We start from the raw sequence: 26,194 nt of genomic DNA on the forward strand, positions 1-26,194 counted from the left end.
CGGGGGTTGGGCGGGGCCGCGCGTGGGAAAGGAACCCCGGAACACGCCGGGGTTCCCGGCGCGCCCCGCCCTCACGTACTTGCGAACCCGAGGACCGACATGCCCCAGCGCACCATCGCCGTCGCCGCCCTCCTGGGGCTGCACGCACGCCCCGCCACCCTCTTCGTCCAGGCGGCCAAGGACACCGGATTGCCCGTGACCATCGCCCGTGAGGGCCACGATCCGGTGGCGGCCACGAGCGTGCTCGCGGTGATGGCGCTCGGTGTCGAGCACGGTCAGCCGGTCACCATCGCCTGCCCTGACGGGGACGGGGCCGAGGCGGCCCTCGACGGACTGTGCGAGGTGCTCGCCACCGACCCCGACGCGGTGAGCGGCTGACCCGGCCGGGTCAGGCCCCCTCGATCAGCTCGACCGCACGTTCGCGCATCTCGATCTTGCGGACCTTCCCGGTGACGGTCATGGGGAACTCGTCGACCACGTGCACGTACCGGGGCACCTTGTAGTGGGCCACCCGTGTGCGGCAGAAGTCGCGCAGGGCGTCCAGGGTGATGGCTTCCACGCCCTCGCGCATGCGCACCCACGCCATGAGTTCCTCGCCGTACTTGTCGTCGGGCACGCCGATGACCTGTGCGTCGAGGATGTCGGGATGGGTGTGCAGGACCTCCTCGACCTCGCGCGGGTAGATGTTCTCGCCGCCGCGGATCACCATGTCCTTGATGCGGCCGGTGATGGCGAGGTAGCCGTCCTCGTCCATGACGGCGATGTCGCCGGTGTGCATCCAGCGGGCCGAGTCGATGGACTCCGCGGTCTTCTCGGGCATGTTCCAGTACCCGAGCATCACCGAGTACCCGCGGGTGCACAGTTCCCCGGCCTCGCCGCGCGGCACGGTCACGCCGGTGGCGGGGTCGAGGACCTTGACCTCCAGGTGGGGGCCGACCCGTCCGACGGTGGACACGCGCCGTTCGAGCGGATCCTCGCGCCGGGTCTGGAGGGAGACCGGGGACGTCTCGGTCATGCCGTAACAGATGGAGACCTCGCCCATGCCCATCCGGTCGATGACCTGGCGCATGATCTCCTGCGGGCACGGCGAGCCGGCCATGATGCCGGTGCGCAGGCTGGACAGGTCGTAGTCCTCGAAATCGGGCAGGGACAGCTCGGCGATGAACATGGCCGGTACCCCGTACAGAGAGGTGCAGCGTTCGGCCTGGACCGCTTCGAGCGCGGCCGCCGGTTCGAACCCGGGCCCCGGGAGCACCATGCAGGAGCCGTGCGTAGTGGCGGCCAGATTACCCATGACCATGCCGAAGCAATGGTAGAAGGGCACGGGAATACAGATGCGGTCCTGTTCGGTGTAGCCGAGGAGCTCACCGACGGAGAACCCGTTGTTGAGGATGTTGTGGTGCGAGAGCGTCGCGCCCTTGGGGAAACCCGTGGTGCCCGAGGTGTACTGGAGGTTGATCGGGTCGTCCGGGGACAGTTCCCGCTCGATCTCGGCCAAGCGCGACCGGCCGGCCCGGCGCCCCGCGGCGCGCAGCTCCTCCCAGTCCGGTCCGCCGAGGAAGACCGTCTCACGCAGCTCGGGGCAGTTCGCGCGCACCTGCCCGACCATCTCCACGTAGTCGGAGGACTTGAACGAGGGCGCCGAGACCAGTACCGACACCCCCGCCTGCTCGAGCACGTACTCGAGCTCATGGGTGCGGTATGCGGGGTTGATGTTGACCAGGACGGCACCGATGCGGGCGGTCGCGTACTGGGTGAGGACCCACTCCGAGCAGTTGGGCGCCCAGATCCCGACACGGTCACCGACGGCGACCCCCAGCTCCAGCAGGCCCGACGCGACCTCGTCCACGGCGTCGGAGAGGTCCTGATAGGTCAGGCGCACGCCCTGGGCGATGTCGACGAGCGCGTCCCGGTCGGGATGGGCCGCGACCGTCCGGGCGAGGTTGGTGCCGATGGTGTCACCGAGCAACGGGGTGGTCGAGGTGCCGGAGGCATAGCTGGGGCGGGAAGCGATCGTGCTCAAGTCCGGGGTCTCCTAGCCGTGCGGGAGGCATGAGCGAAACGGCCGGACGGGGACGGATCACCCCATGTCCGGAGCGTAAGTCACGTCACATTTACCACGTGACTCACGTCTCCGGGAAGCGGTGGGGGCCACGCGACCAGGAGCCGCCTCACGTCGTGAAGCGCAGGGACGCGGCTGAGTCTTCGCTCCAGGGCGGGTGTCCGCCCGCTAGCGGATCGGGGCGGCGGGGCTGTGGCTGCCGAGCCGGCGGCCGATCTCTCCGGCCCCTGCGCGGCAGAGTCCGGCGATGGTCCCCACTTCCTCCTCGGAGACACGGAAGAAGGGCGCAGCGACCAGGAGCGCTGCCACCACCTCGCCTCTGTGGTCACAGACCGGGGCAGCCACACCCACCTCGTCCGGGGACGTCTCACCGTAATTGACCCCGTATCCGAGCTCGCCGACCTTCCACAACCTCCGCCGGTACGACTCCGAACTCTCCCCGGACGGGAGCTCGATCCGCCCCGAACCGAGGAGTTCGTCGGCCCTCTCCGCGTGCGCGGCCAAGAACACCTGCACCGTCGCGCTGCCGCCCGTGCTGTATCGGCTCCCCAGGGCCGATGTGTGTTTCACCGGCCGGGAGCTCGGTATCTGCTCCACCGTGACGGCTTCGTGCCCGTCCCACACGCTCAGCGCAACGGTCTCCCCGGAGTTCTCGGCCACAGTTCGCATGGCCTCCAGCGCCACGTGCCGCACATCGAGATTGGCCAGGAGCGGGCCGGCGATCGCGATGAGTCCCAACCCCAACCGGTACTTCCGGGACGTCGGATCACGTTCGACCACATGTTCCTGTTCCAGCGTCGAAAGAATTCTGGAGACACTGGACTTGTGCAGTCCCACCTGAGTAGCGATCCCCGTGACGCTTTGCAAGGGTTCGCCCGCGGTGAAGCAACGGAGAACATCCATGACATTGACGATGACCGATGTCCCGCGTGTGTGCGCCTTTTCGCCTTCCATGGCAAAATATTACCCCCTCCGGAGTTCCTCCGCCACCAACCCAAGGGGGACGAAAAATGATCGGTGGAAGCGGCATCAGATCCGCTTCCACCGAAATTATGCGTGCTTGGTCACCGGACGATGTTGTGCTCGGGCCCGAAGCCGAACTTCGTGATGTTCTCGGCCCCCTCCTCCCCGACCACGAGGATGTCGTGTTCGCGGTACCCGCCGGCTCCGGGCTCGCCCTCCGGGACCGTGATCATCGGCTCCATGGAGACCACCATCCCCGGTTCCAGGACGGTGTCGACGTCCTCCCGCAGTTCCAGGCCGGCCTCACGGCCGTAGTAATGGGAGAGGACACCGAACGAGTGGCCGTAGCCGAAGGTCCTGTTCGCCAGAAGGCCGTTCTGAATGTAGATCTCATTCAATTCGGCTGCAATGTCCTTGCACACCGCACCCGGTTTGATCAGTTCCAGTCCACGGCGGTGAACTTCCACGTTCACGTTCCACAGTTCCAGGCTGCGTTTGTCGGGCTCCCCGAGGAAAAGTGTCCGCTCGAGCGCTGTGTAGTACCCCGATGTCATCGGGAAGCAGTTCAAGGAGAGGATGTCTCCACGCCGCAGTTCACGGGTCGTGGACCAGTTGTGTGCGCCGTCGGTGTTGATCCCCGACTGGAACCACACCCACGTGTCCCGAACTTCCCGGCCGGGGAATGTACGGGCGATTTCATGCACCATCGCCTCTGTACCGATGAGCGACACTTCATATTCCATCATGCCCTCACGGAGGGCATCACGAATCGCTTCACCACCCAGATCACCGATCCGTGCGCCTTCTTTGATCAGTTCGATCTCTTCCGCCGACTTGATCATCCTCTGGCGCATCGTGTCCTGTGAGACATCAACGAGCTGAGCCGAATCGAACGCACCCTGGATCCGCTCACGCAGAATCACGGACAAGGTGTCGTCCTCCACCCCGAGGCGCCGCGGGTCGACTCCCTGCCGGCGCAGAACCTCCTTCAATGCATAATAAAAGTTGTCACGTTTCCAGTCCGTGTAGACCAGGTTGTCGCCATAGCTGGTGCGCCACGGCATACCTGCATCGATATTGGCAGTGACGGTGACCGAGTCCTGCTGGGTCACCACCAGAGCATAGGAACGCCCGAACTGGGTGAACAGGAAGTCGGAGTAGTACTTGATGTTCTGGTAACTGGTGAGAACGACGGCGTCGACGTCCTTGCGCACCATGATCGAGCGGAGTCCCGCAAGACGGTTTTCGAATTCCTCTGCCGAGAACGTCAGTTGTGCCTTCGACCCGTTATGGAGAACCTTGGTGCGCTCCAGATCCGCAACGGATCCCATGTTTTCCTGACCCATAGACTTTTCCTTCCTTCCTGGACTTCCCGCCCACGCACTCATAGTTCAATTTCCGACGACATGTCTGCCGACAACTCTTCCACGACTTGACCGAAGAGGAGTTCTCCCTTTTTGGCGTCCGCCCCCGCCGGGGAGGACAGGCAACCGCTGGCCGGCGTACGGTCGGCCGCCACAGGAAGGCGATCGAACCGGGGAAATTCGGCTGCGGGGTGGTTCTGGGCCCGCTCCATCTGCACGAGATCGGGACGGAGGTGGAGCATCAGAGAAGTCTCGAGAACCCCTCCGTGCTCTACTTCCCAACCGGGGAATCCATCTGGGTAGACCTTTGACAACGTCTCCTCCGAGACATAATCCCAATAGGAAAGCAGGAGAACAGCGCGATCACCGCTCTTCTGCAACCCCAGGTCGGCCAACGCCAGGTCCACTCCTTCGTAAAGGAACTGGTAATTCTCATAATGGCCGTTGACAAGGACTACGTTCTGCACTCCCTGGTCCAGAAGTTCACCGACGACGGTGCGCGTCAATTTGATGAGGGCTTCCGCATCCAGGCTGACCGTCCCGGGAAGGTGGTCTCCGCCACCTGATCTCTGCTGCGACTTGTAACCGTATGCGAAGGCCGGTGCCACCTTGGCATGCATATCTGCTGCGACGGACTCGGATATTATCGTGGAAAGCAGGGCATCCGTACCCATGGGCAGGTGCGGCCCGTGCTGTTCGTGAGCACCCACAGGGATGAAGACACATGTTTTTTCTGTACGCACCCATTCCTGGTATGAATGAGCGTCCATCTCCCCGAGGCGCACCCCGGAGCTGTGGTCCTGATGTGGTGACACTGTCCTGCGCTCCTATGGAGATCAACCGTCTCCGGTTTCCCGAATTTGTTGCGGTCCGCTACTTGCCGGTGTCGCCTTCCATTCCCCTGTTCTGCACCTCGTCATCGGTCCGGTGGTCGGGCACGTTGACCTCTTCCTCGAGACGCTCGATGCTCTCGTCCCGCCCGCGGAGCCTTCTGATCAAATTGGCCACCATCAGAAGGATGATGAAGGAGAACGGGAACGCGCCGATGATCGTCCCCGTCTGCACCGTGTCCACGACGGCCTCTCCACCGATGGACAAAAGCAGCACCGCCACCGTGGCGATACTGACGACCAGCACCACCCTGAAGAAGGGGCCCGGCCCACGGGGAGCAGAAACGAATTCCGCGAGCGCGTAGGTACCGGAATCCAAACTGGTCACGTAATACGTGGCGACAAGCAGGGTTGCGATGACCAACAGCGGCCAGCCGATCATGGGGATCATGTCGAGCATCGAGAAGAGGCCTTGAGCGTTGTCGGTCTCGACGTCGTCGGAGATACTCCGGCCGCTGGCGTCGTCGTAGTGGATCCCTGCCGAACCGATGACCCCGACCCACACCATGACGATGAGTGACGGGACGACGGTCACACCGAGAACGAACTCACGGATCGTACGCCCTCGGGAGACCCGCGCGATGAACCCGGCGACGAAGGGAGAGAAGGCGATCACCCAGCACCAGATGAAGACCGTCCACCAGCCGCTCCAGCTGTCCTGCCAGGAGTCGAGCGGGACCCCGGCCATCTGGGACTCGGCCCAGAAGCTCATCGAGAGGAAGTTCTGGAAGTACGCTCCGAACGTCTGCGACATGTTGGCGATGATGTAGAGGGTGGGACCGAAGAGGAATACGGCCGCAACCAGAACGATGCTCAGGATCGAATTGATTTGGCTGATCCGCTTCATCCCCCGGGAAACTCCGAGGAAGACCGAGATCGCGGTCAACGTGGCGAACGTGGCGATGACGGCGATCCAGACCGCCGGCACCGACTCCAGTCCGGTGAATGACTCGATCCCCGAAGAGACTTGCAGTGCCGCGAACCCGAAGGAGGTTGCCAGGCCCAGAACCGTCGCGATGATCGTGAGAAGTTCGATGGCCACGCCTGCGGGTCTGCGCGATTTCCTCGGCAAGATGTCCACAGTGGCTTCTCGGAAAGTCAGCGTCTTTCCGAGATTGTGGTGCGAATAAGCGAGGCAGATGGCCACCACGCAGTACATCGCCCAGGCCGTGAGTCCCCAGTGGAAATAGGTCCAGACGATCCCACCCTCTCCGGAGCTTTCGCTCCGAGGGATCACGGGCGTCTCGTCCCGGAGCATGATCGGCTCTGCGATACCCCAGAAGATCAGTCCGATCCCCTGTCCACAAGCGAAGAGCATGGAGTACCAGGAGAACAGGCCGTACTCGGGTTTCGCGTCGGGCCCACCGATCTTCACCTTGTGCACTCGGCTCACGCAGAGCCAGGTGCACACTGTCACCGCTACCAGGGAGTAGATGACGAAGTACCAGGTGAACCCTGATGTCACCCACGTGCGCATCTGGCCGATGACCCGGGCTGTGCTGTCCGGGTGCGCGATGGCGACGGTGATCAACGCGAGGATCAGCAGCGAAGGCACCGTCATGATGATGGAACGGTCGCTCCGCGGAACACGCGCGCCCCGGAATCGAGGCACTCCGGGAGGGCGAGGGGCGGTCGGGTGGGCCCGCCCGCCCCCACGCTCGGTCGGGTGTGCCGCTGAAGGTGCTTCTGGGGGCCCCGAAGTTCTGTTGTCCGGGGGCTCGGGGACGGGGGAGCAGTCGGTGGACATACGAGGTCCTCATCGGTGGTCTGCGCAATCCGCTCGACAGGGCATGATCCGCGCCTGACGGGTGTTGCAATCTCCGCAACCTCGTTGCAATAGTGAGGCGGGGGGAGATCAGAGTCAACCCACCGAGCGCGCTTCACGGGGAGAGCAGATCGAACAGTCGGCGCCACCACCCCCGGGGCAGAACGGAAAACCGATGGTCATCGCGAGTGCGCGGACCCGGACGGCGAACCGGCCGCACACACCAGGACGGGACGCCGTCGCTCGACGGCGCCCCGTCCTGCCTTCCGTTCCCCCGTGGAGGTCCTCACCGGGCCTCGGCGGCCCGGGTGCTCATCACGTCGCGAAGCGCAGGACCGCTGCGATCCCGTCCTCCGGGGCGAGCCTCTGCCCCGGAACGCGGAGGAAACCGGCGCCGGTCAGGGACACCGAACGCACCAGCGCGGGCCCGGCCTCCTCCTCGACCGGATCGCTCACCCCCATGTCGCGCAGTTCCTGGGCGTTCAGCGCGATCTGTTCGCCGGACGGGCCGATCCACAGCTTCCGCTCGGAGCCGGGGAAACCCTCCGACCACAGGAGCGTCTCCACCTGGCCGCGCTGCAACGCGTGCACGACGGAGTCGAGGCCCTCGGCGGAGGCCCCGTCGGGGCCCCCGCGATCGAACGCCTCGACCGCGTCCCGAACGTGCTCGTCGGCCTGCCGGTCCAGGTGCTCCTCCAGTTCCTCCTCCAGCGGGGAGGCCTCGGAACCGGACGCGCGGGAACCGGACTCCAGCTCGACCGCGCGTTCTCGCACCCGCTCGGGCAGGCGTTGCACGAGGTCCCCGCGGACGGAGGTCTCTCCGGCGACGGCGACGACCTCGGCCTTGCTGCGGTCGGCGAGTTCGGCGAAGGCCTCGGCGACCCCGTCGAGGTTGTGGCCGACCTGTTCGTCGACCGCGCGCTGCATCTGCTTGTGGTGGTAACCGCCTTCACGGACCTTGTGGGTGGGCTTGTCCTCACCCTCGATCCGGCGGGTCACCGTGCGCCCGTCGGCGTACTCGGCGATGAGGTCGGCGCCGATGCTGTCGAGGACCGCGAGCACGTGCGGGACGTGGCTTCCCTCTGCTGCCAGGGCCGGCAAGGGATCCGGCAGGGTGCCGACTCGCACGAAATGGTCCTGGGGTGGTTCGGAGACCGTGGAGTCGAGCAGCACCTTCCCCCCGGCCGCGTACACGACCTGCCCGTGCGGTCCAGGTACGCCTTCGGTGACACCGACGACCCTGTCCATCGCCTCGAGAGTGGCCTCGTCGAGCCCCCGTTCCCGCAGTTCGTCCCTGGCCTTGTCCCATCGGACACGGACCGCGTGGTCGGTGTCCTCCGCATCACGGGACGTGTTGATGTACAGCGACCCAACGGGCGTGGACGTCTCGTACAGCGGCTGAAGGAAAGTCAGGTCCATGGTGCGCCCTCCATTCATTCGCTATCGGCGTTCGGAACATCTGGAGACCGCCTCACACGTGGCCGTGCCCGACACACGAACGGTCAATCATCGGCCCGGGTGATCGATCACGGTGTGATGAACCACCCGAATTTTGCCCGCAGACGGTGAATAGGACACGAATAGCATGGAAGGCCTCGGGGGGAGAGCAATTCAAACAATCGGGACCACAAGGGGGTACCCATGAGCCAGGAAGGAAAGTCCCAAGGCAAGGTCGAGCAGGCCAAGGGCAAGCTCAAGGAAATGGCCGGCAAAGTGACCGGCAACGACAAGGTCGAGGGCGAGGGCCGGGCCGAACAGTTCAAGGGCCGCGCACGTGAGGGCGTGGAGAGCGCCAAGGACTCCGTGCACGGGGCCGTGGCAGGTCTGCAGGGCGACGACGAGGAGCAGAAGGGTGAGCGTGGGAAGAAGAACGAGGACGGCGGCGGGAAGGCCTGATCCGTCCCACGGGGGCGTCGCCGCCCCCTTCCTCTTCCTCCTCGCTAACCCTGCGTGTCGTCGGAGATGCGGTGCACCCGGTGCTGGGCGGCCTGCGCACGGGGGCGCACCACGAGCAGGTCGATGTTGACGTGCGGAGGCCGAGTGAGGGCCCACACCACGGTCTCGGCCACGTCCTCGGCCGTGAGGGGGTCGGGGACCCCCGCGTAGACGGCCTCGGCGGCCTCGGAGCCGCCGCGCAGCCGGTTGAGGGAGAACTCCTCGGTCTCGACCATGCCGGGTGCGATCTCCAGTACACGCACCGGTTTGCCCACCAACTCCAGGCGCAGTGTGGCGGCGAGGGTATGGGCCCCGTGTTCCGCGGCCGCGTAACCTGCCCCGCCCTCGTAGACGACGTGCCCGGCCACGGAGGTGAGCACCAGGACGGTGCCGTCCCCGCTCTCCTCCAGCCGGGGCAGCAACGCCTGCGTCATATTGAGCACTCCGAGCACGTTGACCGCCTACATCGTGCGCCAGTCCTGCGGGTCGCCGGTGGCGACCGGTTCGGTGCCGATGGCGCCGCCGGCGTTGTTGACCAGGACCCCGCAACCGTCGAGTTCCGCGGCGAAGGCGTCGACGGCGGTCACGCTCATGTCTGTCTCCTCTGGTGGTCGGTATCGCGCCGAACGTACCGACGGCCGCTCACACGGCCCGGGCCGGGCGCCGTTCGACCGGGATCGGAGCTTCCGTCCGGCCTGTCACCGCGTGCCGGGCGAAAACCCCACATCCCAGCGTGCTTCCATGAGTGTCACGTCGAACGCGGAAGGTGGAAGCGTGCAGGGCATCGAGATCCGGGAACTGGAGTGCTTCCTCCTGGTTGCGGAGGAACTGCACTTCGGCCGGGTGGCCATGCGCCTGGGCCTGCCCGTGAATCGAACGCGGGAACTCGTGGAGCGGTTGGAGCACAGGATCGGCACCCCGTTGCTGGACAACTCCGCTGAGCGCCTGCGGCTGAGCCCTTTCGGGGAGGAGTTCCTGTCCTCCCTGCGGCCGGCCTACGGGGCGCTGGTCTCGGTACTGGAGGACGCGCGTGACCGGGCTTCCAGCGGTCAACGCATGGTGCGGTTGGGTTTTCCGGGACAGATGCGGGAACCGGTGGACCGCGCCGTCAAGGTTTTCGAGAAACGTTCACCCGAGGCGCGGGTGGAGGTCGTGGAGAACCCGCTGGAGGATCCGTTCGGGCCGTTGCGCGACGGTCGGGTGGACGCAGCGGTGGTGCTGCTTCCGGTGCGCGAGCGCGACCTCGTGATCGGACCGGTCTTCGACCGCCAACCGCAGCGGCTGGCGGTCTCCGCGGAGCATCCGTTGGCGGACCGCGACTCGGTGGGGGTAGAGGACATGGCGCAGGTCCCCCTCATCCCGGTCCGGCGGTCCCGGGACCACTGGTTGCGGGTTCACGCTCCCACGCTCACCCCTCTGGGCAAGAGGATCCATCACCACGAGGGGGCGGAGGACCTGCAGGACGGTCTGCGCCAGGTCGCGTTGAAGCGGGGTGCGATGCTGCTGTGCGGTTCGGTCGACGGGTACGAGGAAACCGACGAGATCGCGTTGGTGCCGGTGGTCGGTCTGCCCGAGTCCTCCTTCGGCCTCGTGTGGCCGCGTGGCGGACGCAACCCCGGTGTGCCGGCTCTGGCGGCCGCGTTCTTCGAAGTCCTCGTCTAGAGTACCGGCGGTTTTCGGCGAGAAACCGTATCCTCCTGTCATGGACCGGGGCCGGCCGAATTCACGGAGATGGCACCGGACGGGGATAAACCATCCCGTGAATTCCCATATGAATGAGAAACGAGGGAGCGGCACCCCGCCCTACCGGCGAAACAAAGTCGACTGTTAATATTTCCGCACACAATCGGTGGGAGTGGTAAAAATGGCCACGGCAGGACTTCTGAACGTACGCCCGATCGTCCAGGCACCCATGGCGGGCGGTGTCTCCTCGCCCGCCCTCGTCACGGCCGTACACAAGGCCGGGGCCACCGGTTCGCTGGCCGCGGGGTACTTGAGCGCCNATGGTGAACCTGTTCGCGCCCTCGGAGGCAGAGGGTGATCCCGACCGGCTGTACGAGTACCGCAAGGAGCTCTCCACCGAGGCCGAGCGCCAGGGGGTCCCCGTCGGTGAACCCGAGCACGACGACGATGACTGGGCGGCCAAACTGGACCTGCTCGTCCGTGACCCGGTACCGATGGTGAGCTTCACCTTCGGTTGCCCGGAACCGGCGGTCCTGTCGCGGTTGCGTGAGGCAGGGTCGGCGACGGTGGTGACGGTGACGACCGTGGCGGAAGCCTGCATCGCCGTCGGCCGCGGCGCCGACGCCCTGTGCGTACAGGGTGTGGAGGCCGGCGGGCACCGGGCCACGTTCGACCCCCTGCGCGGCCACGATCGCCCTCTGTTGGAGCTGCTGCCGGAGGTGATCGCGACCGTGGGCGTGCCGGTGATCGGTTCGGGCGGGGTGATGAACGGCCGGGACGTGGCCGCGGTGCTGGACACGGGTGCGGTGGCGGCGCAATTGGGAACGGCGTTCGTGCGCTGCCCGGAGAGCGGTGCCCAGCCGGCCCACAAGCTCGCCCTGGGCAACCCGGACTTCACCGAGACGGCGTTGACCTGGGCTTTCACCGGGCGACCGGCCCGGGGGCTGGTCAACCGGTTCATCGGCGAGCACCTGGGCGCGCCCTTCGCATACCCGGAGATCCACCACATGACCAAGCCGTTGCGTGCGGCCGCCGCGAAGGCGGAGGACAGCGGGGGTATGGCGTTGTGGGCCGGACGCGGGTGGCGCAAGTCCCGGGACCTGCCCGCGGCCGATCTCGTGGAGCGGTTGCGCGTGGAGGCCTCCGAGGCGGGGGTGCGGGTCTGAGTCGGCGCGAGGCGGGGAGACGGCCCGTTCGGAGGCCGCCGGTCGACGGAACCGGGCACTTACTTCTTGGTGGCACCGTCCACCTACTGCTTGGTAACAAATAGGGATCGAGGCAGACACTGCCATGGCATGTGTGACCCAAGGCACCTTAAAGTTCCGCCATGGGTGTTCTGCGCAAGACTGTCCTTTTTCGCGTGCTTTTGGGTCTCCTCGCCACGGTCATCGTTCTGGCCCTGATCGCCGCACTCCTGAGCGTGTGGGCGGTGCGCCGCCCGTTCCCACAGACCTCCGGCGAGATCGATCTGCCCGGCCTGCACTCCCAGGTCGACGTCGTACGCGACGAGCACGGCGTCACGAACCTGTACGCCGACCACGCCCACGACCTGTTCATGGCTCAAGGGTTCACCCACGCGCAGGACCGGTTCTGGGAGATGGACTTCCGCCGCCACGTCACGGCCGGACGCGTGTCCGAGCTGTTCGGACCCGAGCAGGCCGAGACCGACGTGTTCCTGCGGACCATGGGCTGGCGCCACGTCGCCGAGCAGGAGTACGAGCTGCTCGACGAGGACAGCCGCGCCCACCTGGACGCCTACGCCGACGGGGTCAACGCCTGGCTGGAGCAGAACGGTGGCGCCTCGGCCTCCCTCGAGCACAGCCTCCTGACCGTCATGAACGGCGGACACGAGATCGAACCCTGGCAGCCCGCCGACAGTCTCGCCTGGCTCAAGGCCATGGCCTGGGACCTCAGCGGCAACATGAGCGAGGAGACCGAGCGCGGGCGCCTGCTCGCCGCCGGCTTCGACGAGGAGCAGATCGACGAGCTCTACCCGCCTTACCCCTTCGAGGAACACACCCCCACGACCGTGACCGAGGAGCACACGGCCCCCGAGACCGACCCCTCGCCCGAGGAGGACGCCCGCCGCGCACCCGGTCCAGGCGACGGGGAGGACGCCCTGGAACGGGTCTCGGACTCCGTCGGCGCGGTCCCCGACCTCCTCGGCCCCAGCAGCAGCGCCGACCTGGGTTCCAACGCCTGGGCCGTCTCGGGTGAACACACCGAGTCCGGTGAGCCCCTGCTCGCCAACGACCCCCACCTGGGCGCTTCGATGCCCTCGACCTGGTACCAGATGGGGCTGCACTGCACGGAACTGACCGAGGAATGCCCCTACGACGTGTCCGGGTTCGGTTTCTCCGGGCTGCCCGGCGTGGTCATCGGCCAGAACGAGTCCATCGCCTGGGGCTTCACCAACCTCTACCCCGACGTCATGGACCTGTACGTGGAGGACGTCGACGGCGACACCCACCGCTACGGGGACGAGTGGCTACCCGTCGAGACCCGGGAGGAGACGGTGCGGGTCCAGGGCGGCGAGGACATCGACTTCACCGTCCGCAGCACGGTCAACGGCCCGATCGTCTCCGACGCACAGGCCGGCGCCGGCCAGCGCGAGGCCGGACAGGGACAGGACGGCGGCTCCGGCGACGTCTCCCTGCGGTGGACGGCCCTGGAACCCGGCGGCACCGCCGACGCGATCTTCGCCATGAACCGGGCCCGCGGCTGGGACGACTTCCGCGACGCGGCGCGTTCCTTCGAGGTGCCCTCGCAGAACCTCGTCTACGCCGACGGGGAAGGCAACATCGGCTACCAGGCGCCCGGCAACGTCCCGGTACGCGGCGAGGGCGACGGGCGTTTCCCCGCTCCCGGCTGGGACCCCGACCACGCCTGGGAGGAATACCTGCCCTTCGAGGAACTGCCGAGTGTGCTCAACCCCGGATCGGGGCTGGTGATCACCGCGAACCAGGCCTCTGTGGACGACGAGTACGCGCACATGCTCACCGACGACTGGGACTACGGATACCGGGGCCAGCGCATCAACGACCTGGCCGAGGAGGCCATCGCCGACGGGCCGGTCGGGGTGCAGGACATGGAGCGCATGCACATGGACTCCTACCACCTGGCCGCCGAGCCCCTCGTCCCGCACCTGCTGGACGCCGACGTCGACGGGGTCACGGCGCAGGCCCAGGAGCAGCTCGCCGGCTGGGACCTGTACACCGAAGCCGACTCCGCCGGCGCCGCGTTCTACCAAGCCACGTGGCGCCACCTGCTGCCGACGCTGTTCGACGAGCTCGACCCGGTCGGCATGAGCGACAGCTCACGCGGCATGTACGTGGTCAACAGCCTGCTCGAGGACCCCGACTCCCCCTGGTGGGAGGGCGAGGACGCCGACGGGCGCGAAGAGGTCCTGGCCGCATCGATGGACGCGGCCGCCGACGAACTCGTGGAACTGCTCGGCGACGACCCGTCCGCATGGCGCTGGGGCGACCTGCACACCCTCACCGCCACCCACGAGTCCTTCGGCACCTCGGGGATCCCGGCCGTGGAGCGCCTGTTCAACCGCGGCCCGGTGGAGAGTTCGGGCGGGGGGAGCATCGTCAACGCCACCGGGTGGGACGCCTCGGAGGGGTTCGGCATCGTGAGCGTGCCGTCGATGCGCATGGTCGTGGACCTGTCGGACCGGGACGCCTCCACCTGGGTGAACCTGACCGGCAATTCCGGGCACGCCTTCCACGGCAACTACGACGACCAGCTCGACCTCTGGAGCGCGGGCGAGACCCTGCCGTGGGCGGTCTCGGAGGAGGCCGTGCGCGAGTCCGTCGACGACGAACTGGCCCTGGTGCCGTGAACGTGCGGGGCGGGGCCCTGCCCCCCGCAGGGCCCCGCCCCGCACCTCACCAGCGGTTCGCGGCGGCCGACCTCAGAGCGGGAAGGAAGCCCCCGTCAGTTCCTCCGACAGCTCCCAGAGGCGTTCGGCCGCCACGGGGTCCTTCGCGGCGGCGCTGCGCTCGGAGTAGGTGGGCGCGCCCCGCATCCCGAAGAGGCCGCCCGGTCCGGCGTACCCGGCTCCGTCCATCTCCTGGGTGGCGGCGAAGACCGTGGGCAACGCACCGGCCCAGGCGCTCTGGGCGATGAGGCCGTTACCGAGCATCGCCATCTTGCGCGAGAAGGGGTCGGCGCCGTGGCTCTGCAGGTTCGTGGCGGCGTAACCCGGGTGGGCGGCGACCGACAGCACAGATGATCCGGCCGCCTCCAGCCGACGCTGCAGTTCCAGGGTGAACAACAGGTTGGCCAGCTTGGACTGCCCGTAGGCCCGGTAAGGGGAGTAGCCCTGCTCGAGATGGACGTCATCGAAGTCGATGCCCGCCGCCGTGCGGTGCAGGCCCGAGGACAGAGTGACCACGCGCCCGGTCACGTGCTCCAACAGCAGATTGGTGAGGGCGAAGTGGCCCAGGTGGTTGACGCCGAACTGGATCTCGAACCCGTCGGCGGTACGTCCCTCGGCCACCGCCATGACACCCGCGTTGTTGATGAGCAGTTCGATGTCGCCCGTCCACGCCTCGGCGAAGGCACGCACGGACTTCAGGTCGCCGAGGTCGAGACGGCGCACCTCGGGGTCGCCGGGGATCTGCCGGGCCGCCTCCCGGCCCTTGTCCTCATTGCGCACGGCGAGCACGACGCGTGCGCCCCGGGCTCCGAGCATGCGGGCGGTCTCCAGACCGAGGCCGCTGTTGGCGCCGGTGATCACGACCGTGCGGCCGGTCAGGTCGGGGAGGGAAACGGCTGTGGTCTGCATGCCCACAACGTAGGCACGGCCCGGAGAAGTTGTCAATGACAACAATGATGGCAGCGTATACATCGGGCTATGCTGGGGCCATGTCCCACCGCCCCTACCACCACGGAGACCTGCGCGCCGCCCTGCTCGACGGCGCCGAGCGAGCCCTCGCCGAGCAGGGACCCGACGCGCTGTCCCTGCGTGAGCTCGCCCGACGGGCGGGGGTGAGCCACGCGGCCCCGGGACGCCACTTCCGCGGCAAGAACCATCTCCTGGACACCTTGGCCCTGACCGGGTTCGAGCGCCTGGACACCCGGCTCGGCGAGGCCGTCGAGGAACCCGGCGACCCACGGTCCCGCCTCCTCGCCCTCGCCCGGGTCTACGTCGGCTTCGCCCTCGACCACCCCGCGCTGCTGGAACTGATGTACGCGCGCAAACACGCCCCCTCACGCCCCGACGAGCTCACCACCGCCGTCGGGCGCCTGGTGGAGACGGTGCTGCACCCCGTCACCGAGGGCCAGGAGGAGGGTTCGATCGCACCCGGCGACCCGGGCACGATCGCGCTCACCGTCGCCGCGACCCTGCACGGGCTCACGTCCTACGCCGACGCCGACTCGCTCCGGGAACTGGAAGGCCATCTCCCCGCCGTCGTCGACCTCCTCATGACCGGCCTGCTCCCCCGCTGAGATCTCTCATGCCCTCCTTCTGCTCGGTCAGAGGAGCTCTCGCGCCCGCACAGGGCCCGTTTCGGCGCGCGGGATCTCCGGGTAGATCCCGGTTGCCACCGACAGGTCCGTTTCGAACGGGGGAACCATGCGCGCACACGTCGGCGATCTCGTGCACATGCACGGCGCCAGCAGCAGCGACGGCCAGCGGACAGGAGAGATCGTGGAGGTGCGGGGCGCCCACGACGGCCCTCCGTACCTGGTGCGATTCCCCGACGGCGAGGAGATGGTGACCTACCCGGGACCCGAGACCGTGGTGGAGTCCCGGTCCTCCGCGGAGTGACCCGCGCACGACGAGGGGGTGACGGATCGGACGTCACCCCCTCCTTGTGTGCGGACCGGCCTCAGCCGATGGTCAGCACCAACTTCCCGGTGGTCCGGCCGCGCTCGCCGACCTCGTGCGCACGCGCGGCCTGCGCGAGCGGGAAGGTCTCGGCGATGGCGGGCCGCAGCGCGCCCCGCGCCACGAGGGCGGCGATGGAGCGCATGCCCTGGTGGTCGTGTTCCACCAGCATGTTCACCACCCGCGAGCCCTGCGCCTCGGCCCGGGCGACCGCGTCCGGGGCCTCGAGGGGCAGCAGGCTCACGACGGTGCCGCCGGGGCGCAGCGCGCGTACCGACGTCTCGATCTGCTCGGCCCCGCCGACGGTGTCCAGCACCACGTCGACGCCCTGGGCGGCCTCACCGACGTCGGTGGCCCGGTAGTCGATCACCTCGTCGGCGCCGAGGGAACGCACGAACTCGTGCTTGGGCTCGCTGGCCGTGCCGATGACGTGGGCACCGCGGGCCTTGGCGAGTTGCACGGCCAGGTGGCCCACACCGCCGGCGGCCGCGTGCACCAGGACCCGGTCCCCGTCCCCGACCCCGGCGGTGTCGACCAGGGCCTGCCAGGCGGTCAGCGCCGCGAGCGGCACCGCACCGGCCGTGACGTGGTCGACCTCGGAGGGTTTGAACGCGAAGGCACGCGTGGGCCCCACGACGTACTCGGCGTGGGTTCCGGCCCCGAAGGGGTAGGGCACCATCCCGAAGACCTCGTCGCCGCGCTGGAAGAGGGTCGTGCCGAACCCGACCTCGTCGACCACGCCGGAGACGTCCCAGCCCAGCACGAACGGCGGCTCCCCGAGGAACAGGCCGGACTCGCGGTGCTTCCAGTCGGTGGGGTTGACGCCCGCGGCGTGGGCGCGCACCCGGATCTGGCCCGGGCCCGGCTTCGGCACGGGCAGTTCCTGCTCCTTCAGGACCTCCGGGGTCCCGAGGGTCTCCTGCCTGATGGCTCTCATGGTGTGGCTCGTCATGCCCCCAGTCTCACACCCGGAACGGCCGATACGCGTGTTTCCCCCGGGACACGAGCGCTTCGAGGGAAAAGCCAACGGGCCGTCGCAGGTCATGAGAGCGACACGCACATCCTCGCGTCAACACGTCTCGTCACCGACGGATCGCCCATTGTAGGGTTCCTCCGTCCGCGTCCCTCCGATCCGCTCCTCCCCCGATGCAAGGACGCAGTATGCGCAGACGCAGCATCACAGCCCTGGTCTCGGCCACGATCATCGGTGTGCCCCTGGCCGGGGCCGGCGCCACCGCCGCCGAACGCGACGAACTCCACCTGCCCGGCCTGAACGGCGAGGCGACCATCGCCGTCGACTCCGCCGGGATCCCGCACATCACCGCCGACGACAACGAGGACCTCTTCTACGCCCAGGGGGTCAACGCCGCCCGCGACCGGCTCTTCCAGATCGACCTGCACCGCCGTCAAGGGCTGGGCGAGCTCTCCGAGGTCCTGGGCCCGGACTTCGTGGAACGCGACCGTGCCGCGCGCCTGTTCTCGTACCGGGGCGACATGGACGAGGAGTGGGACAGCTACGGACCCGAGTCCCGCACCGCCGCCACACGCTTCGCCGAGGGCATCAACGCCTACGTCGACTGGTTGGCGGAGCACCCCGAGCACAGGCCTCCCGAGTTCGACGAGCTCGGCTACGACCCGGCCCGCTGGGAGCCCGAGGACGTCGTCCGCATCCGCACGCACACCCTCAGCGGGAACCTCGCGAGTGAACTCACCCGCACCCGGGTGGCCTGCGACGACGAGCTCGGCAACGCCGACCTGCTGCTGGGCATGGAACCCGAGCACACGACCTCCCTGCCCGAGGGCCTGGACCCGTGTTCGGTGCCCGGCGACGTCCTGGACACCTACAGGCTCGCCACCGGCGACGTGACCTTCGACGACGAGGAGCAGGCGCGCCTGCCCATGGCCGCCGAGGAGGAGGTCCCCCTGACCACCAACGGGGACGAGGGCAGCAACAGCTGGACCCTCTCCCCCGACCTCACCGACACCGACCGGCCGATCCTGGCCGGCGACCCGCACCGGCCCGTGACGGCGCCCTCCCTGCGCTACGTCGTCCACCTGTTCTCACCGGAGGTCGACGTGGTCGGCGCGGGTGAGCCGTTCCTGCCGGGTGTGGCGATGGGGCACAACGGGACGGCCGCGTACGGGCTCACGTTCCTGTCCGCCGACCAACAGGACCTGGTCTTCTACGACGTGGATCCCGACGACCCCACCCGCTACCGCCACGACGGCGCGTGGGAGGAGATGGAGGTGGTCACCGAGGAGGTGGCCCTGCCCGACGGTTCGACCGAGGAGGTGGAGCTGCGCTTCACCCGCCACGGTCCCGTCGTCGCCCAGGACGAGGAGAGCGACACCGCCTACGCCGTGCGCACCACCTGGACCGAACCCGGAACGACCGCCTACTTCAACAGCCTGGAACTGATGTACGCCGAGGACTTCGACGAGTTCCGTTCGGTCCTGGAGGGGTGGGGCGGCCCGCCCATGAACTACACCTACGCCGACGTCAACGGCGACATCGGGTGGGCCGCGGCCGGCCTGGTCCCCGAACGCGGCGAGGGCGACGGTCTGCTGCCCGTACCCGGGGACGGCACCCACGAGTGGGACGGGTTCATGGAGGACCTGCCGTCCGTGCACAACCCCGACGAGGGGTTCTTCTCCACCGCCAACGAGTACAACCTGCCCGAGGACCTGGGCCTGGGCTACGAGTGGGCCCCGGGTTACCGCCAGGACCGCATCACCGAAGTGCTGGACAGCGATGGGCCCGCCACCATGGAGGGTTCCGCGGAGCTGCAGAACGACGTCGTGGACCTGACCGTCCGCGAGGCGCTGCCCCTGCTCGAGGGCCTGGACGCCGAAGGACCGGCCCGCGAGGCGGCCGAGCTCCTGGAGGGCTGGGACGGCGACCACCCGGTGGATTCCGCGCAGGCGGCCCTGTACCAGACCTGGTTCCACCGCCACCTGGGTCCGGCGTTCTACGAGGCGGTCTCGCCCGAGCTGGCCTCCTTCACCGAACACACCCAGGACGCTGGCGCGCTCCTGGACGCGCTGCACCACCCCGGCGAGTGGATCGGCGGCGACGCCGAGGCGGTGCGGGACCAGGTCCTCACCGATTCCCTGGCCGCGGCGTTCGAGGACGTGTCCGGGTCTTTGGGCACCGACCCGTCGCAGTGGCGGTGGGGCGACCTGCAGCACACCGTGTTCGAGAGCCCGGTCGGTGATGACCTGGGGCCGTTCGAGCGCCAGGGGTCCACACACACGGTGAACCGTTCCGGGATGGACCCGGCCGAGTACCGGCACAACGCCGGGGCGTCCTTCCGGATGGTCCTCGACGTCGGGGAATGGGACTCCTCCCTGGCGGTCAACGCACCCGGGCAATCCGGCGACCCGGACAGCCCGCACTACGGCGACCACGTCGACCCGTGGCGCGAGGGCGATTACGTCCCGCTCCTGTACAGCGAGGACGCGGTCGAGGCCGACACCCAGCACACGGTCGCCCTGATCCCGCAGGGCTGACCCGGCGGCGGGGCCGCGGCGCGCGCGGCCCCGCCCCGGTTCGGTCTTCAGGACATCCGGGTCACACGAAAGGGACGGGCGCCAGACTCACCAACCCGCACCCGTAGGCCTTCGCACGCCCGATCCCCATCCGGACCGCCTCGGCGAAGGCCTCTGCGTCGGTCACCACCAAGCGTCCGTCGAACTGCGCGGGCGAGACGGTGATCTTGTTCCGCCGCGAGGACGAACCCTTGTAGCCGATCGCGGGCGGCAGGGGGACCACGTCGACCGCCATGGCACTGCCACCGGCAATCAGCGCGAGGTTCGGTCAGAGGTCGAGAACCCACCCACGGCACTCGACCTCATGCACAGAACTTAATTCTGGTCATTTGCATAGAAGTGGATTTCAGAGGGCTGCCGCTTCCCATCCGGGAGGACAGTGACAGTTATTACGTGCATACGGCCATGCTCCCTTGGGCACGTCATGCGCCAACCTCTTGCCTCGAATGGAGGGAGTTGGGTTTTATTGTCATTGAGAGTGACAGGTTCCTGACGGTCACCCCATGGAAAAAATCCGGACCTACAGGACGCATCGACCCTTAAATCAACTTCCTCCCCCACCTGATTGTTGACCACCAACTCCCATGAATAAAGATTGCCATTAGACTCAATCGGGCCATATTCAAGGACCCTGAGCGTGAAATCACCTGCATCATGAGAGCGATTAATCGGAACTATGGAGTCAGATCGACAAAAAATAAACAGCACGAGCATCAACAAAAGGGCGAGGAGAACTATGACAGATTTTCTCACCCGAATCGATCCTGCGCATCAGGGGTTATGCCCATACAGGCGCTGACCTCTTTCAGTGGAGAGCGGAAAGCATGTTCGGGTGCATCCCTGAACTTTTCGCCATCGAATTCAGTCGACCCTCTACAGGTCCTGGACTTCTCAAGATGCACTCCTGCCCTACTGGCCGGTGGCCGAGCGGAGCAGGGCTGTCCACTCCAGGGGTGGAAAGCTGAGGGGCCCAAGTTCCCGATTCTGAGTGTCACGCACAGCAGCTCCGGTCGCAAATTCCGCGAACTCGACGCAGTCCTGCCCCTTGGCGCTGGAGTAACTGCTCTTGTGGAAGTTGACGTGGGATTCGCTGGTGAGCATCATGCCCCCTGATCGATCTGGTCGAGCCGCCCCGTCAACCATGCCAGTGACTGTTCGACACTCAGCGCCGAGGTCCGGACCTGATCGAGGACAGTCTCGTAAGTCCTGAGCTGCTCCGCATCTTCGATGAGTAGGCCATCTCCGCCGGCCTGCTCGACTTACACCGCTGAGGGATCGGAGGCGAAATCCAGGATCACGAAGGAATCGTCCATCCCTGCGTGCGGCCCCGCCTCTTCTGGAAGGACCTGCACCCGCAGCGTCGCGACCCTTCCACGAGGGAGCTTCGGACAGGTAAGCTCCTCCTGGGATGCTTAGGTAAGCACAGTGAAGGCCTCCGGTTCTGGACCGGAGGCCTTCACTGTTGCGGGTTACTTGCGGCTGGCCGCGCCGAGCAACGCGTGCCACTCTGCGGTCGGGAAGGCCAGGTGCCCCAGCTCCCGGTGCTGGGTGTCTCGGACAGCCGCACCCTCGAAGAACTCAGCGACCTCGACGCACTCCTGCGCCGTGGTGCTGTAACTGCTCTTGTGGAAGTTCAGGTGGGTGTGGGTTCGGTGCACGTCAGGGTGCTCCTAGTCAATGAGTCGGTCCAAGTGTGCTGCGGACTCCGCCGGTGACAGAGCCGTGTCCTGAAGATGGCCCAAGACATCGCGGTAATCTGCAATCTGTTCCGGTGTCTCCAGGTAGAGCCCTTGGTGTCTGGTCTCGAGATAGACGACGGGCCGGTCTATGGGATCGGGGAAGTCGAGAAGCACGAAGGGGCCACCGGTTCCGGCGTGCAGGCCGGTGGAGAACGGGAGGACCTGCACAGCGATGTTCGGCCGCTCAGCGGCCTCGACCAGATGCCGGATCTGCTTGCGCATCACCTCTGGCTCGGCCGCTGTGGCCGGCCGGGCGAGGGCCGCCTCGTCAATGATGGCCCACAGGCGCGGTGGCTTCTTTTGGTCGAGGATGCGCTGACGCCGTTTTCGGGCGTCCACGACGCGTTCGATGTCGTTCGTCGGTGTGAGTGATGCCTGTGAGGACGCGACCGCGTAATCGGAGGTCTGCAGCAACCCGGGGATGGCTCCCACTTGATAGGTCGCAATGGATGACGCCTCAGCCTCGAAGCCGAAGTAGGCCCCCGCGAAGTCGCTGTACCGCGTCCACCAACCCTTGACACGCGACTGCCTCGTCAGCTCGAACAGGGCCTCCCGTCGCTCGGGGTCAGTCACTCCGTAGATGTCGAGCAGGAGACCGATGTCGGTGACGTAGGGACGAAGCCGCTTTCCGGTCTCGATGTTGGCGATTTTGGCCCTGCTCCATTCGAGCTTCTTCGCCGCTTGCTCCAGCGTGAGGCCGGCTGTGGAGCGGAGTTGTTTCAGCTCCTCAGAGAGCCTGCGGCGCCGGATGGTCGGGCTGAAGTCACCAGTGGGATCGGGCATGCGTCGATCGTATGACCGCGGACGTCTTGGGACCAATGTCCGTTTCACTTTCCCGCCTTCACGTTGACCGATTCACAACCCAGACTTGAAAAACGGTGAATCACAGTTTTAGATGGAGCGTACCTAGTCCATCCGGGGTCACTCACCCGGACCTGACCCAGGAGGTGTGCGCCCATGGCGCCTCGCTACCTGTCCTTGTCCGAGCTCGAGCACGTGCGCCGACGTGCAGAGGCGAACCTCCGCGAGCGCCGCTCTCCCCACAAGCGCCGCCCGCGCCGTGCGAACCGGGTGCGCACCTACGTGTCCGACCCCGCCGGGGACCTCGCCCCGCTGGCCCTGGCGGTGCGCCGCTACCTCGCACAGGGGGCCGCATGAAGTGGCGCGACCTGTCCGAATGCGGCGCCCGCACGACCCTGGAGGGCGATGCCCGCCTGTGCGTGCGCATCACCCGCCACGAGGGCCTGCACCAGGACCTGACCGGACAGGCCTGGGAGACCGAACACGAGACCCTGGACCGCCTGCGCACCAGGTGGGGACACCGGTGGCACATCGTCTACACCGGCCGCACCTGGATCGCCACCACCTACCGCCGACCCGGCCACCGCACCCAGGTCGAGAGCGCCCCCACACCGGACCGACTCGAGGAGCAGCTCACTCAGGCACCCGAACCGAGGACACCGGCACCGAGGGCGCCCATCGTGCCCGCGCCGAGGAACGAGACCAGGTGAACGCGATGCAACGCCCGCAGAAGGAGAACCCGCGCACGGCGAAGAACTACGACGAGACCGACCCCGAGAACCGGCCGCTCAACCGCGAAGAACGCCGCGCGCTACGGGAACAGGACCGCCTCATGGAGAAGCGTCGCCAGGCCCGCCAAGCCCGGGAGGGCCGCCGATCCGACCAAGCCCAGGAGCAGGAAACCGCGACCGACGCGTCAGGCCCGTGAAAACTCCGGGGTCAGAGGCCGAAGGAACCGCCCTGGACCCGCGCGAGGGCACTGTCGAGGAGATCGGGGAAGTCCGCGGGTTCGCCCTCGCCCTCCTCGGCGACGGCGAGCGAGACCGACAGCAGCGCCCCGATGCACGCGCCCGCCCACGCCCGCACGTCGAGGTCCGTGGCCGAACGCCCGGTGCGTTCGGCGGCGGCCTCGGCGAGCTCACCGATCCCGGTGGCATGCCGTTCGATCAGGGACGACCGGAGCTCGGGCACGGTGAACATGAGCCGGCGCCGTTGCAGGTCCTCGTCCCGGTCGGCGCCGCTCATCTCCGCGTAAGCACGACGCAACCCCGCCCGCAAGGCGTCGGTGAGGGGCACGCTCTCGGGTTCGTCGAGGAAGTGGCCGTGAACACGGGCGAGCACGTCATCGGTGCGGACGGCCTCCTCCTTCGTGGGGAAGTACCGGAAGAAGGTGCTCTCCGAGACGTCCGCGGCCGCGGCGATCTGTCCGGTGGTGGTCGCCTCGTATCCCTGCTCACGGATGAGTTCCAGAGCCTGGTGCCGGATCGCGGCACGGGTGGCCGCCTTCTTCCGCTCTCGCAAACCCATGCGCACATCATGGCGCACGGGCGGGTGCCCGGGGAATCGGTGGGACAGAACCGGTCATGACGGATCTGCGGGGCACGCGGTGCGAGTGCGCATCGACGTGCGGCGAGCGGGCACCGGGGTTCGTCCGCGCACGGGTCAGTCGCGGTCGAAGAACCGGAAGATCTGGAGCACGAGCCCGGCGGCGAGAGCGGCCAGCAGGACCGAGGAGACGAAGGAAGCGATCCAGAGCGCCAGGCCTTCCAGGGCCACCCAGGAGGCCAGGAAGGTCCGCGTGAAATCGCGGGTGGCGACGAAGGCGATGACGAAGACGAGGAAGGACACGATGGTGGCGGCGTTCCTCACCGGAGGCCACCCCGCTTCCCGAGCGCGAGATCAGACATGCCGTCCAGCCTATGGCGGGTGGGGCCCTCCCCGGCCCCGGCCTCGGCTCCGCGGTCCTCAGAACGGGCGGGCCACGGTGAGGGGCGGCGGATGGCCGCCCCGCCGCCCCTCACCGTGGTCACGTGGGTGTGCTGCTGTCCGCCCCCGCCGCCACGAGGTCGAGGAAGCCCTCCTCCAGGTCGCCGCCGTTGGCCAGGCCCTCCAGCGGCCCCTCGTAGTGGGTGGTACCGGCGACCAGGACACCGACGCGGTCGCAGATCCGGGCGATCTGGTCCAACTGGTGGCTGGAGACGAAGACGGTCGTCCCCTCCCCGGCGAGCCGGCGCAGAAGCTCGCGCATGTCCCGCATACCGAGCGGGTCCAGGCCGTTGGTGGGTTCGTCCAGCACCAGCAACTGCGGTCTGCTGACCAGGGCCAACGCGATTCCCAGGCGCCACCGCATACCCAGGGAGCAGGCGGAGACCCGGCGGTCGGCGAGGTCGGCCATGCCGACGGTGCTCAACGCCTCGTGTCCCCATTCCTCGGGCACGCCCCGGAGCCTGGTGTGCACACGGACGTGCTCGGCCGCGTTCATCCGGGGCCACAGTCCCGGACCGTCGATCAGGGTCCCCAGTCCGCGGCGGGTATCCCTCGACAGCGGCCGGTCGAACACGGAAATCCGTCCCGAGTCCAACCGCAACAGACCCGCGATCGTCTTCATCAACGTGGTCTTGCCCGCACCGTTCGGTCCGAGCAGCCCGTAGACCTCGCCGGTCCGCACGGTCAGATCCACGCCCCGCAACGCGGGATGCCGCCTTCCCAAGGTCTTCTCCACACCCGACACTCGCAGCGCCTCGGCCATCACAGTTCCTTCCGGTTCACGTAACGGGCACCGACGGCGAGCAGGACCGCGGCGAGGGCGAGGGACAGGCCCGCCCCGGCCGGGAGGACCGTCAGGTCGTGCAGGGGATGCTCGTCGGGCAGCGGGACACCGGAGGCCTCGATCCCGGCGAGGGGAACGACCATGCGCATGGGCCAGGCAAGCGGGATCACCCACCACACCACCTTGTCCGCGAGCAGCGCGCCGAACATCATCCCGGCCACACCGGTGCACATCGTGGCCGTGAAGCCCCAGACGTTGGCGATGAGCAGGCACAGGGCGAGTGATCCGAGGAAGGCCGCCCACGGCAGCAGTGCGCCCGCCACGATCGTCGGGAGGTCCTGCATCCTTCCGAAGCCCGCACCCATCAGGGTGAGCAGGAGGACGAGCAGGATCGAGGACGCCAGGCTCAGTGCGGTCAGCGCCAGGAACTTGCCGATGAGCAGACGGCCCCGGGAGAAGGCGTAGGTGTACAGCAGGCGGCGCGCGTCGTCGTCCTGGCGCTCGGCGACCCCGGCGTAGAGGGCGGCGCTCATCGGCAGGAGTACACCCCAGAACATGAGCACGACCTGGAGCCAGGTCTGCCAGGCCCTCCCCGCCTGCGCTTCCGGGGAGAACACGGTGATGATCCCCAGGGGCAGGATCAGGGCCGCGGGCATGAGGATGCTGTACCAGAACGGGAACCCCCGGCGGAGCCTCAGGAGTTCGGTGCCGAACACCGTGGTCCACGAGGGTGCGTCCACGGCACCTGGCACCGCCTCCTCCGCACGGTCGGCCGTACCCGGTGGCTGCCTCGTCATCGCCCCTCCTCGCATCGGTGTCCACCGGGTCTCC

At 67.6% G+C, this 26,194-nt stretch carries 26 protein-coding genes and 3 pseudogenes; 11 read left to right on the forward strand and 18 right to left on the reverse strand.

What is annotated here, in order from left to right; all coding sequences use genetic code 11:
- Positions 1-99 precede the first annotated feature (99 nt).
- Positions 100-378 (forward strand): HPr family phosphocarrier protein, encoded by a 279-nt coding sequence (locus D473_RS0100860; RefSeq protein WP_017607201.1) that lies wholly within the window; start codon positions 100-102, stop codon positions 376-378.
- 10 nt (positions 379-388) lie between these two features.
- Here the strand turns inward: D473_RS0100860 and D473_RS0100865 are convergent, their stop codons facing one another.
- The 6 genes from D473_RS0100865 to D473_RS0100890 form a co-directional block, all read right to left on the reverse strand.
- Positions 389-2,023, reverse strand: coding sequence for an AMP-binding protein (locus tag D473_RS0100865; RefSeq protein ID WP_017607202.1), 1,635 nt, complete (start codon positions 2,021-2,023; stop codon positions 389-391).
- Positions 2,024-2,230: 207 nt separating this feature from the next.
- On the reverse strand, positions 2,231-3,016 hold the full coding sequence (locus tag D473_RS23935; RefSeq protein ID WP_033352364.1) for an IclR family transcriptional regulator: 786 nt from the start codon (positions 3,014-3,016) through the stop codon (positions 2,231-2,233).
- Positions 3,017-3,126: 110 nt separating this feature from the next.
- On the reverse strand, positions 3,127-4,371 hold the full coding sequence (locus D473_RS0100875; protein ID WP_017607204.1) for an aminopeptidase P family protein: 1,245 nt from the start codon (positions 4,369-4,371) through the stop codon (positions 3,127-3,129).
- 38 nt (positions 4,372-4,409) lie between these two features.
- Positions 4,410-5,159: a creatininase gene (locus D473_RS0100880; protein ID WP_033352446.1), complete on the reverse strand. Its 750-nt coding sequence runs from the start codon at positions 5,157-5,159 to the stop codon at positions 4,410-4,412.
- A gap of 103 nt (positions 5,160-5,262) precedes the next feature.
- Positions 5,263-6,840 carry a BCCT family transporter gene (locus D473_RS0100885; protein WP_017607207.1) on the reverse strand — a complete coding sequence of 526 codons (1,578 nt, stop codon included), beginning with the start codon at positions 6,838-6,840 and terminating at the stop codon, positions 5,263-5,265.
- A 519-nt stretch (positions 6,841-7,359) separates the two neighbouring features.
- Positions 7,360-8,463 (reverse strand): baeRF2 domain-containing protein, encoded by a 1,104-nt coding sequence (locus tag D473_RS0100890; RefSeq protein ID WP_017607208.1) that lies wholly within the window; start codon positions 8,461-8,463, stop codon positions 7,360-7,362.
- Positions 8,464-8,685: 222 nt separating this feature from the next.
- Here D473_RS0100890 and D473_RS0100895 point away from each other — a divergent pair, with 222 nt between their 5' ends.
- Positions 8,686-8,940 (forward strand): CsbD family protein, encoded by a 255-nt coding sequence (locus D473_RS0100895; RefSeq protein WP_017607209.1) that lies wholly within the window; start codon positions 8,686-8,688, stop codon positions 8,938-8,940.
- Between the two features lie 44 nt (positions 8,941-8,984).
- On the opposite strand, the pseudogene D473_RS25410 reads toward D473_RS0100895, so the two are convergent.
- Positions 8,985-9,572 (reverse strand): annotated as a pseudogene (locus D473_RS25410) (SDR family NAD(P)-dependent oxidoreductase).
- A gap of 148 nt (positions 9,573-9,720) precedes the next feature.
- On the opposite strand from D473_RS25410, the gene D473_RS0100905 reads away from it, so the two are divergent.
- From D473_RS0100905 to D473_RS0100915, 3 genes and pseudogenes are all read left to right on the forward strand, one after another.
- Complete coding sequence (locus D473_RS0100905) at positions 9,721-10,641, forward strand: LysR family transcriptional regulator (protein WP_017607212.1); 921 nt, start codon at positions 9,721-9,723, stop codon at positions 10,639-10,641.
- Between the two features lie 202 nt (positions 10,642-10,843).
- Positions 10,844-11,828: pseudogene (locus D473_RS25415) on the forward strand (nitronate monooxygenase).
- Positions 11,829-11,989: 161 nt separating this feature from the next.
- Positions 11,990-14,509: a penicillin acylase family protein gene (locus D473_RS0100915; protein WP_193373235.1), complete on the forward strand. Its 2,520-nt coding sequence runs from the start codon at positions 11,990-11,992 to the stop codon at positions 14,507-14,509.
- Between the two features lie 72 nt (positions 14,510-14,581).
- On the opposite strand, the gene D473_RS0100920 is transcribed toward D473_RS0100915, so the two are convergent.
- Positions 14,582-15,457: an oxidoreductase gene (locus D473_RS0100920; RefSeq protein ID WP_017607215.1), complete on the reverse strand. Its 876-nt coding sequence runs from the start codon at positions 15,455-15,457 to the stop codon at positions 14,582-14,584.
- 80 nt (positions 15,458-15,537) lie between these two features.
- Here D473_RS0100920 and D473_RS0100925 point away from each other — a divergent pair, with 80 nt between their 5' ends.
- Both D473_RS0100925 and D473_RS0100935 read left to right on the forward strand, forming a co-directional pair.
- Complete coding sequence (locus D473_RS0100925) at positions 15,538-16,122, forward strand: TetR/AcrR family transcriptional regulator (protein ID WP_017607216.1); 585 nt, start codon at positions 15,538-15,540, stop codon at positions 16,120-16,122.
- A 127-nt stretch (positions 16,123-16,249) separates the two neighbouring features.
- On the forward strand, positions 16,250-16,444 hold the full coding sequence (locus D473_RS0100935) for a DUF1918 domain-containing protein (protein ID WP_017607217.1): 195 nt from the start codon (positions 16,250-16,252) through the stop codon (positions 16,442-16,444).
- A gap of 61 nt (positions 16,445-16,505) precedes the next feature.
- On the opposite strand, the gene D473_RS0100940 is transcribed toward D473_RS0100935, so the two are convergent.
- On the reverse strand, positions 16,506-17,441 hold the full coding sequence (locus D473_RS0100940) for an NADP-dependent oxidoreductase (RefSeq protein WP_026126482.1): 936 nt from the start codon (positions 17,439-17,441) through the stop codon (positions 16,506-16,508).
- A gap of 224 nt (positions 17,442-17,665) precedes the next feature.
- Here D473_RS0100940 and D473_RS0100945 point away from each other — a divergent pair, with 224 nt between their 5' ends.
- Positions 17,666-20,014 carry a penicillin acylase family protein gene (locus tag D473_RS0100945; RefSeq protein ID WP_017607219.1) on the forward strand — a complete coding sequence of 783 codons (2,349 nt, stop codon included), beginning with the start codon at positions 17,666-17,668 and terminating at the stop codon, positions 20,012-20,014.
- Between the two features lie 61 nt (positions 20,015-20,075).
- Here D473_RS0100945 and cas6e read toward each other — a convergent pair whose 3' ends face one another.
- From cas6e to D473_RS0100965, 5 genes and pseudogenes are all read right to left on the reverse strand, one after another.
- Complete coding sequence (cas6e, locus tag D473_RS0100950; protein ID WP_017607220.1) at positions 20,076-20,288, reverse strand: type I-E CRISPR-associated protein Cas6/Cse3/CasE; 213 nt, start codon at positions 20,286-20,288, stop codon at positions 20,076-20,078.
- A gap of 674 nt (positions 20,289-20,962) precedes the next feature.
- On the reverse strand, positions 20,963-21,157 hold the full coding sequence (locus D473_RS0100955) for a DUF397 domain-containing protein (protein WP_017607221.1): 195 nt from the start codon (positions 21,155-21,157) through the stop codon (positions 20,963-20,965).
- A pseudogene (locus tag D473_RS28610) lies at positions 21,154-21,288 on the reverse strand (transcriptional regulator); the annotation flags it as partial. The gene D473_RS0100955 and the pseudogene D473_RS28610, both read right to left, overlap by 4 nt.
- Positions 21,289-21,522: 234 nt before the next feature.
- Positions 21,523-21,711 (reverse strand): DUF397 domain-containing protein, encoded by a 189-nt coding sequence (locus tag D473_RS0100960; RefSeq protein ID WP_017607223.1) that lies wholly within the window; start codon positions 21,709-21,711, stop codon positions 21,523-21,525.
- A 12-nt stretch (positions 21,712-21,723) separates the two neighbouring features.
- Positions 21,724-22,575 (reverse strand): helix-turn-helix domain-containing protein, encoded by an 852-nt coding sequence (locus D473_RS0100965; RefSeq protein ID WP_017607224.1) that lies wholly within the window; start codon positions 22,573-22,575, stop codon positions 21,724-21,726.
- A gap of 174 nt (positions 22,576-22,749) precedes the next feature.
- Between D473_RS0100965 and D473_RS0100970 the strand changes: the two genes are divergently transcribed.
- From D473_RS0100970 to D473_RS0100980, 3 genes are read left to right on the forward strand one after another with little or no spacing between them, the layout of a single operon-like run.
- Positions 22,750-22,950, forward strand: a complete 201-nt coding sequence (locus D473_RS0100970; RefSeq protein ID WP_017607225.1) for a hypothetical protein — start codon at positions 22,750-22,752, stop codon at positions 22,948-22,950.
- Entirely contained in the window at positions 22,947-23,303 is a 357-nt protein-coding gene (locus D473_RS0100975; protein WP_017607226.1) for a hypothetical protein, read from the forward strand. Before D473_RS0100970 ends, D473_RS0100975 begins: the two co-directional genes overlap by 4 nt.
- Before the next feature lie 5 nt (positions 23,304-23,308).
- A complete protein-coding gene (locus D473_RS0100980; RefSeq protein ID WP_241474690.1) occupies positions 23,309-23,521 on the forward strand; it encodes a hypothetical protein in 213 nt (70 codons plus the stop codon).
- A gap of 11 nt (positions 23,522-23,532) precedes the next feature.
- Here the strand turns inward: D473_RS0100980 and D473_RS0100985 are convergent, their stop codons facing one another.
- The 4 genes from D473_RS0100985 to D473_RS0101000 form a co-directional block, all read right to left on the reverse strand.
- Positions 23,533-24,120, reverse strand: a complete 588-nt coding sequence (locus D473_RS0100985; protein ID WP_017607228.1) for an acyl-CoA-like ligand-binding transcription factor — start codon at positions 24,118-24,120, stop codon at positions 23,533-23,535.
- Between the two features lie 135 nt (positions 24,121-24,255).
- Positions 24,256-24,462 (reverse strand): hypothetical protein, encoded by a 207-nt coding sequence (locus tag D473_RS0100990; RefSeq protein WP_017607229.1) that lies wholly within the window; start codon positions 24,460-24,462, stop codon positions 24,256-24,258.
- Between the two features lie 157 nt (positions 24,463-24,619).
- The gene (locus D473_RS0100995; protein WP_017607230.1) at positions 24,620-25,342 is read right to left on the reverse strand and encodes an ABC transporter ATP-binding protein; all 723 of its coding nucleotides are present in this window, start codon (positions 25,340-25,342) and stop codon (positions 24,620-24,622) included.
- Positions 25,342-26,160, reverse strand: a complete 819-nt coding sequence (locus D473_RS0101000) for an ABC transporter permease (RefSeq protein ID WP_017607231.1) — start codon at positions 26,158-26,160, stop codon at positions 25,342-25,344. The genes D473_RS0100995 and D473_RS0101000 overlap by 1 nt, the downstream gene beginning before the upstream one ends.
- Between the last annotated feature and the right edge of the window lie 34 nt (positions 26,161-26,194).

The organism is Nocardiopsis xinjiangensis YIM 90004 (assembly GCF_000341145.1).
Lineage (GTDB): Bacteria > Actinomycetota > Actinomycetes > Streptosporangiales > Streptosporangiaceae > Nocardiopsis > Nocardiopsis xinjiangensis.